Annotated in this window: 6 protein-coding genes and 1 tRNA gene; 2 read left to right on the plus strand and 5 right to left on the minus strand. The window is 57.5% G+C overall.

The features are described from left to right. Nucleotides 1–15: 15 nt before the first annotated feature. Entirely contained in the window at nt 16–3,243 is a 3,228-nt protein-coding gene (locus IQ273_RS26720; protein ID WP_194026180.1) for an efflux RND transporter permease subunit, read from the plus strand. Nucleotides 3,244–3,337: 94 nt separating this feature from the next. Here the strand turns inward: IQ273_RS26720 and IQ273_RS26725 are convergent, their stop codons facing one another. Together IQ273_RS26725 and IQ273_RS26730 are read right to left on the minus strand one after the other, a co-directional pair. After that, nucleotides 3,338–4,540: a bifunctional oligoribonuclease/PAP phosphatase NrnA gene (locus IQ273_RS26725; RefSeq protein WP_194026185.1), complete on the minus strand. Its 1,203-nt coding sequence runs from the start codon at nt 4,538–4,540 to the stop codon at nt 3,338–3,340. 279 nt (nt 4,541–4,819) lie between these two features. Continuing rightward, a complete protein-coding gene (locus tag IQ273_RS26730) occupies nt 4,820–5,320 on the minus strand; it encodes an HNH endonuclease (protein WP_194026181.1) in 501 nt (166 codons plus the stop codon). Between the two features lie 185 nt (nt 5,321–5,505). Here IQ273_RS26730 and alr point away from each other — a divergent pair, with 185 nt between their 5' ends. Then, nucleotides 5,506–6,717: an alanine racemase gene (gene alr / locus IQ273_RS26735; protein WP_194026182.1), complete on the plus strand. Its 1,212-nt coding sequence runs from the start codon at nt 5,506–5,508 to the stop codon at nt 6,715–6,717. Between the two features lie 4 nt (nt 6,718–6,721). Here the strand turns inward: alr and IQ273_RS26740 are convergent, their stop codons facing one another. The 3 genes from IQ273_RS26740 to IQ273_RS26750 form a co-directional block, all read right to left on the minus strand. Beyond that, a complete protein-coding gene (locus IQ273_RS26740; RefSeq protein ID WP_194026183.1) occupies nt 6,722–7,255 on the minus strand; it encodes a peroxiredoxin in 534 nt (177 codons plus the stop codon). Between the two features lie 232 nt (nt 7,256–7,487). Further along, a complete protein-coding gene (locus tag IQ273_RS26745; RefSeq protein ID WP_194026184.1) occupies nt 7,488–8,093 on the minus strand; it encodes a peroxiredoxin in 606 nt (201 codons plus the stop codon). A gap of 30 nt (nt 8,094–8,123) precedes the next feature. Beyond that, nucleotides 8,124–8,195 (minus strand) — tRNA-Met (locus tag IQ273_RS26750). Nucleotides 8,196–8,388: the final 193 nt, after the last annotated feature.

Here is an 8,388-nt window from a genome sequence, read left to right on the forward strand (position 1 = left end):
CTCCCACACTTCCTTATGACCCCCTCCTCCTTTCCCAACAACCGCTTTAGCATCAGTGGTTTGGCCATTCGGCGGCATATTGGCACCCTGATGTTGACCCTGACCGTCTTTGTCATGGGCTTCTTCATTACCTCCCAGCTGCCGGTCGACCTGCTGCCCTCAATCACTTACCCCCGCATTGGTCTAAGGGGTGACGCGCCAGGGCTATCGCCAGAGGTGGCGGTGGATGAAATCACCCGGCCCTTAGAAGAGGCTCTGGCCGCCACCGAAGGGGTAGTGCAGGTATTCTCTCAAACCCGTGAAGGGCGCATTAGCATTGACCTGTTTTTTGAGCCCGGCGGCGACATTGACCAGGCCCTAAACGACGCTACCGCCACCCTAAACCGCGCTCGCAGCACTCTACCCGAAAATATTGAAACCCCGAGACTGTTTAAGTTTGACCCCTCCCAGCTGCCCGTCTACGAAATGGCGCTGACCTCTGACAGCCTGAGCCTGCAGGATCTGCGCATTTTTGCCGAAGAAGAGCTAGAGCGGGAGCTACAGCAGGTGCCTGGGGTGGCCAATACCGATGTATCGGGCGGCGTCAATGAGCAGGTGCAGGTGAATGTCGATCTGCGCCGCCTACAGTCGGCTGGTATTGATGTGGCGGATGTGATCGATGCTCTCAGCGATCGCAATCAGGATATCTCTGGCGGGCGCATTCGCGGCGGCCAAGCAGAAACCCTGACTCGCCTGGTAGGTCAGTTTGCCTCCGCCGAGGAGCTGCGCAATTTGCCCATTACGGTGCCCGGCACCAGCCCGCCCCAGCAGGTGTATCTGCGCGATGTGGCCACCGTGGTTGACGGCATTGAGGAGCAGCGCATCTTTGTTAACCTGAACGGCCAACCGGCAGTCAAAGTCAGCGTTCAAAAGCAGCCCGCCGCCAATACCATCGACGTAGTAGACGGGGTTAAGGCCAAGCTCGCCGATATGCGTCGGGTAGGCCAAATGCCTGAGGGTATGGATATGACCGCCACCCTTGATGAATCGCGATTTATTCGCAATTCCATTCGCAACGTGGCTGTATCGGGCCTGACTGGGGCTACCCTGGCCGGGATAGCGGTGCTGCTGTTCCTAGGCTCTCTGCGCCAAACCTTTATTATTGTGACGGCTATTCCCCTGGCTACCCTGATGGCTCTAGTGCTGATGGGGTTCTTTGGTCTGTCGCTGAATGTCTTTAGCCTGGGGGGCTTGGCCCTGGGGGTCGGCATTGTGGTGGACAACTCCATTGTGATGCTGGAGAACATGGCCAAGCGGGCCGAAGAAATGGAAAGCTCTCGTCAGGAAGGGCGCTACAGTCTGCGGGAGGCGGTGTTTCAGGCTGAAGCCAGCAGCCAGGAGTTAGAGAGCGCTCTGCTGGCTTCGACCACGACCAACCTGGTGGCGGTGCTGCCCTTCTTGCTGATTGGCGGGTTTATTTCGCTCATTTTTAACGAGCTGATTTTGACCGTCAGCTTTTCGGTGGCGGCCTCACTGGTGGTGGGGTTGACCGTGGTGCCCACCCTGGCCTCGCGGCTGATTATGGGACGCAGCACGCGATCGCTGCAAAGCTGGGGCTTCTTTCGCTGGTTCAATGCTCGTTTGGAAGGGGTTACTCTGGGCTACGGTCGCCTGCTCAGCCGCGTGCTGCTGCGGCGACTGCTGGTGATCGCCCTGGCGCTACTGGTTTTTGGCGGCAGCAGTTTCTGGATGCTGGGCCAAATTCCTCAGGAAATTTTGCCCAGCATTAGCACCGGGCAGGCCAACGTCAGCGCCCGGTTTCCGGCTGGTACTACTGTGGAAGCTAACCAGCGGGTCATGCAGGCCATTGATGAGGTGCTGCTGGCCCAGCCCGAAACTGACTATGTGTTTACCACCGCTGGCGGCTCGCTGTTTGGCTCCAACACCAGCGAAAACACCCTGCGCGGTGGTAGCACCGTTACCCTAAAGCCGGGAACCGATACCGCCGCCTTTGTAGAGCGCATGACCGGCGAGCTGAGCCAGCTGCCGCTGGTAGAAACCGACGTGAGCATTCGGCCTGAGTCGGTGCGCGGCCTGATTTTAAGCAACTCTCCGGTGCGATCGGACCTCGACCTCGGCCTTCAGGGTGAAGATACCGAAGCGCTGCAGCAGGCAGGCAGGCAGGTGCTGGGGGCGCTGCGGGAACAGGCGACGCTGGCTCGCTACCGCCCCGATGGTGAAGAACCCCAGGACGAGGTTCGCATTTTGCCCGACTGGACCAGGGCCGAAGATCTGGGCTTGTCTGCCGCTGACATTGGCGCTACGGTGCAAACGGCCCTGAATGGCTCGGTGCCGACTCAGCTGCAGCGGGGCAACCGCCTGGTGGATGTGAAGGTGCAGCTAGAGCCGGGCAGCGTGCAGCGATCGGCCCAGCTGCTAGATATACCGTTGTTTACTGAGGCAGGCCAGCTGATTCAGCTGGGTGACATTGCCAATATTGGTCTGGGGCCAGCCCCAGGAGAAATTCAGCGGATTAATCGGCGGCAGGTACTGTTGATTGCGGGCGATCTGGCCGATGGGGCCAGTTTGGGTAACGCCCTGGCCGAAGCCGAAGCCATCGTCGCTAATTTAGAGCTGCCCGCAGGTATTACCCTGCTGCCCAGTTCCGCCGCCGCAACCAATCGCGAGCTGCAATCGTCGCTATCAGTGCTGGGTGCCCTTGCGGCCTTCCTGGTGTTTGTGGTGATGGCGGTGCAGTACAACTCGCTGATTGACCCGCTGGTGATTATGCTGACGGTGCCCCTGGCGCTGGCGGGCGGTATTTTGGGCCTCTACGTCACCCAAACTGCGATCGGGGCCACGGTGGTGGTGGGTGCGGTACTGCTGGTCGGTATTGTGGTCAACAACGCCATCATCATGGTGGAGCTAGCCAACCAAATCTATGCGGCCACCGGCTGCTCGCGCCAAGAGGCAATGTTGCGCGCCGCGCCCCGTCGACTGCGGCCCATTTTGATGACCACATTTACCACGGTGCTGGGCTTGTTTCCCCTGGCACTGGGCCTGGGCGAGGGGGGAGAATTTTTGCAGCCCCTGGGTGTGGTGGTGTTTTCGGGGCTGTCGCTGGCTACGGTGCTGACGCTGTTTATCATTCCCTGCTTTTATACCTTGCTGCACGGTGGATTTGGCTCTGGAGGCAGGCGGCCTGCGATCGCAGATGACGACTTAACCGAGCCTATAGATGTCCCAGAAGTGGTGCAACCTTAGGTAGTACCCGGCATATTGATTGTGGGAGTAAACGCAAGCAGCCCAGGCAACGAGTGCTGGGCTGCTTGCGTTTAGAGTTTTTCTGACAAGGAGGCTAGTCGGTATTGATCATGCCTTCTTCAGGGTTGACCAATCGCCAGAGCTTTTGCTTGATCTGGGTATCGAACACCTCCCACTTGTGGCGGTTGTACTCAGAGTTTTCGTAGAAGCCCGACAAAAAGCCCACCGGAATTTCAAACCCGCCTGCCATCGATCGCCCGCCCCCAAAGAATCGGCCCTCGCTGTCCTGGCCAAAGGCTTCTTTGATAAATTCGTCAGGGTCAAGGGTAATTTTGCTGGTGCGCAGCGAGCCAATCACCACCTCGCGCTCTTCGTCTTCGTCGTGGACAATGCCGTAGACCACAGCGGTGTGCACGTTTTCTTCGGTAACCAAAAAGTCAGCCGCCTGGGGAATGGCGTCGCGATCGTCGTAGCGCAGGTAGCCTACCCCAGCAATCGACACGTTGTTTTGCACCTTACGGTTGCGCAGCGATCGCTCGATTACATCCATCACCCGCTTCGACCGCGAGGCCTGCAGCACCGCGCTGAGCAGCTGTCCGTCGTAAAACTGGCTCAGGTAGGCCGCCGCCATAAAGTCGCTGGCCCCAGCGTGCATGAGCTGGTTGGTGTCGGCCCGCAGCCCGTGCATGAGGGCGGTAGCGCACTTGGTATGCTTGCTATTGTTGCGGTCGAGGTTGAGCAGCCCCTGCTGGAGATACTCGGTCAAGATCGTGGCCGTAGCCCGAATGTGAGGCCGCAGGTCTATGTATTCAGCATCGAGCTTAGACTGGGGGGCATGGTGGTCAATCACTAGCACCAGGGGCAGCCCTGCCTCGCGCAGGTGCTCATAGAGCTGGCTGGTGGTGCCCTGGTTATCGACTAGCACCAGGCCCTGGTAGTCGCCCAGATGAGAATTATCGGCTGCCGATAACCAGCGGCGGGCGGGCAAGCCAGTCAGGCGCACCAGGGCAATGTTTTCCTGGTGGCTAAGGGTACCTGCGTAGACAATGTCGCACTCAATTTTGTAGCTGGCCGCAATCAGCTTGTAGGCCCAGGCCGACGACAGCGCGTCGGGGTCAGGAAAATCTTGCAGCAGCACTAAATGCCGATCGCCGCGATGAGCATCTAGCAGGCGACGCACCGCCTGTACCGAATCATCGGAATCGCTGTCTGAATTGGGCCGAGGCACGACAGAAATGGCACTGTTGCCGTTGGGCTCGGCCACATCTGGGGCTTCGGAGTCGGAGTTAAACGTCATCATGGACATTTCCTGCTGTGACAGCGCACCTGGTACTCTATTCAACTGATCTAATTCTCAAACTGGTCTAAATCGCCGCACCCTGAGTACAGACACTCCCTAGGCAGGCTGCGTTAGCGTTGCGGTCAGGGCTGCTTTCCGCATAAAACGCCCTGTCCGAGCACTCCCTAAAGAGTTAATAGCGCTGTAGCTCTATGCTTATTATTACAAATTGCTGCAGAACCGCCAGCTTAGCTCCCTCTAAAGCCAGATTTCAGCCTTAAGACATAGGTTGAGCCCCTAGGAAATGCCGATGACGTATTTCTTCCATTCCTGATGCACGCCGCTGTGAATTTGACGAGTGACCTCAAAGTAGAGACTACTGTGGGGCTTGCGGGGCTGGCTAAAGAGCGGCATGTTGGCCTCTCGGGGAGTACGGTTGCCCTTTTTGACATTGCAACGCACGCAGGCTGTTACCATATTTTCCCAGGTGTCGCTGCCGCCCCGTGATCGCGGTATCACGTGGTCAAGGGTCAGGCCGTCGCCGCTGTAGCTACAGTACTGACACGTGTGGTTATCGCGCTGCAGCAGGTTACGTCGGGTGAGGGGAATATCTTTGTAGGGCACCCGGACGTAGTGGCGCAGACGAATCACCGTTGGCAGCGGAAAGTCAGCGTAGACTAACTTGCCGTTATGTTCAACTCGCTCGGCCTTACCCTTGATAACGAGCACAACAGCTCGACGCCAGCTCGTAATGTTGAGCGGTTCATAGGAGGCATTGAGCACCAGAACCTTACTCATTCTTTTGCTTGGTTAATTGGCTAAAGAAGATTAGACCGATGGTAGCACAGAAGCTAAATTGAGGCGTTTAGCCCTTGATACACTGCCCTGGGGCTCCGCCGATAGTGGGCAGAGCAATATCTGGCGGTATGATGAGTCGCTAGCCCAGTAAAACCCAAAAAGCCCACGGTGAAGGAGGAGTAACGATGCTGAGTTGGGATCAAACCCCAAGCCTGGCCCCAAGCCTAGAACCTATGCGCTGCTGTCGGGCCTGGGTCGAGATTAACCTAACGGCGCTGCGGCACAACGTGCGCCAGTTTAGGAGCATATTGCCAACTACCGCCCAGCTGATGGCCGTGGTTAAGGCCGATGCCTACGGTCACGGAGCGATTACCGTAGCCCAAACGGCTCTTCAGGCCGGAGCCGCCTGGCTGGGAGTAGCGACAGTGCCTGAAGGTATTGAGCTGCGGGCCGCCGGGATTCAAGCGCCTATTTTAGTGATGGGGGCCGTCAATAGCCCCGAAGAAATGCAGGCGATCGCCCACTGGCGGCTCCAGCCTACCCTAGTTAATCCCAAGCAGGCCCTGGTATTTTCTGACACGCTCTCGGGGCTGGCAGCGGCTCGGCCGGTAGGCGTGCACCTCAAAATCGATACCGGTATGACCCGACTCGGGTTTCCCTGGGCCGACGCCGTCGACTTTGCCCGGTTTGTGCGGCAGCTACCCCACCTCAAGATCGACAGCCTCTACTCTCACCTGGCTACCGCCGACAGCCCCGATCCGACCATTATGAATCAGCAGCACCAGCGATTTAGAGCAGCGCTAGGGCAGCTTCAGCAACAGCAGTTGCTCCCGTCTAGGCTGCACTTGGCCAATACGGCGGCTACCCTAGCCAATCCCGCTCTGCACTACGATCTGGTGCGCGTCGGTCTGGGCCTCTACGGCCTTTACCCAGCTCCCCACCTCCAGGCTCAAGTTGATTTGCAGCCGGTCATGCAGGTTAAGGCTCGCATTACCCATCTCAAAGACGTACCCGCCGGAACCGGCATCAGCTACGGCCATCAACACGTCTGCGATCGCCCTATTCGCCTAGCCGTTGTCGGTATTGGCTATGCCGACGGGGTGCCCCGTATTCTCTCCAATCGGCTTCAAGTCATGGTCAAAGGCCATTTAGCCCAGCAAATTGGAGCGATCACGATGGATCAGCTCATGCTAGATGTTAGCCATATCCCCAACCTGCAGGAGGGCGATGTCGTTACCCTCCTCGGCCGTGATGGCAATTACACCGTTAGCCCTGACGATTGGGCTACCCTAGCCAACACCATCAGCTGGGAAATTCTCTGTGGATTTAAGCACCGCCTGCCCCGCATTGCCGTTGAGCAACCGCTTGCCGCCACCGCCTTCAACGCTAAACCGTAATGCCCTATAGCTGCTCTAGCGCTGCCAGCAAGGCAGCAGGCAGCGCCACCGGGTGCAGGAGTGAAAACAGATGGCAATAGCGCAATCGCCCTTGGGCATCGAGTAAGAACTGGGCCGGCAGCGGCGCGCCCATAGCCTGCCCAGTCTGGTAATCCCGAAAGACGCTCCCAGTGGGGTCGCTGAGCAGAGGAAGGCTAAGGCCGAGGTCGTCTACCACCGCCTGGGTCTGGCGCTGAGGTTGAGGGCTAACCGCTAGCACTTCCGCTCCAGCATTGCGGAACTGAGTATAGGTGTCATTCATGGCCACCAGGTGGGTATGGTGCTGGGGGCTGTAGGCGATCGCCGCTGCAATCCGGCAAAACACCACCACCACGGGCTGCTTACCCCGCCAGTTGGCCAACCGTACAGTACGCTTGTGGGTCACATCCCACAGGGCAAAGTCTGGCGGAATCTGGCCCAAAGGCAGCTCCAGACGCGGCGGCAAAGGTAACCAGTAGCGCCATTTAGCAACCGTTGTCGATGGCGGAGCAGTTTGCATAGTAGCTCTCAAAAACTACGCCAAAGGAACCGAGAAGGGGCCTCTAGACGTCATCTAAAGGGGAATAGCTAGAATGAAAGCTGGTGGGCAGTGCCTACCCTACGGCAAGTCCAGGCTGTCGGCGTTGGCCCTACTTGGCCGGTCTTGGACCATCGCAAGACACTTATTCAAGCGCCGTTTATCCAAAGGGTATTCCAGCAAAGGGTATCCCAGCAACGTACTAGGCCAAGGACTAAACCTGGGCAAAAAATTCTCGAGACTTAACCGGATCAGGAGTCATGGTTTTATCACCGGGCTGCCAGTCGACTGGGCAAACCTCATCGGGGTTCGTCTGCACATGCTGAATGGCCTGCAGTACCCGCAGAGTTTCATCCACCTTGCGGCCAAAGGCCAAGTTGTTAATGGTGGAGTGCTGCAACACCCCATCGCGGTCAATGATAAATAGCCCTCGCAAGGCTACCCCACTATCGGGGTCGAGTACATTGTAGGCCGCGCTAATGTCTTTCTTGATGTCAGACACTAGGGGATAGTTGAGATCGCCTACACCGCCCATCTTGCGTTCGGTCTGGATCCAAGCTAGGTGAGCAAACTCGCTATCCACAGAAATGCCCAAAATCTCGGCGTTGAGGGCCTCAAACTCGCTGTAGCGATCGCTAAAGGCCGCAATTTCGGTTGGGCACACGAAGGTAAAGTCGAGGGGATAAAAAAATAGCACGACATACCTGCCCCGGTAGTCAGTCAGCTTAACGATCTTAAAATCCTGATCGACTACGGCAGTGGCGCTAAAATCAGGGGCCATTTGGCCGACCCGTAAACAGCCGTCTTTCGTATCAGTCATCAACCTACCCCCTCAAGGAGTGGATAAAAATGGCTCAGGCGTGATTTGAACACGCGACCAAGGGCTTATGAGTCCCCTGCTCTACCACTGAGCTACTGAGCCATGGCGTAAGGTTTTGCCAACCAAAGCAGTACGTTATTGGTTAGCCAACAGTTAATGAATCTACCACAGAACAGGCCAAGATACCAAGTCAACAGCAGCAATTTTGACGGCAAGTTTTGAGTTGGCCCAGGCTGAGGCTAGTACTCTGCGGCGCAAGTTTAGATACTATTCTCCGGGGGCTAGGGAGCAAGGG

The organism is Nodosilinea sp. LEGE 07298, from assembly GCF_015207265.1.
GTDB lineage: Bacteria > Cyanobacteriota > Cyanobacteriia > Phormidesmidales > Phormidesmidaceae > Nodosilinea.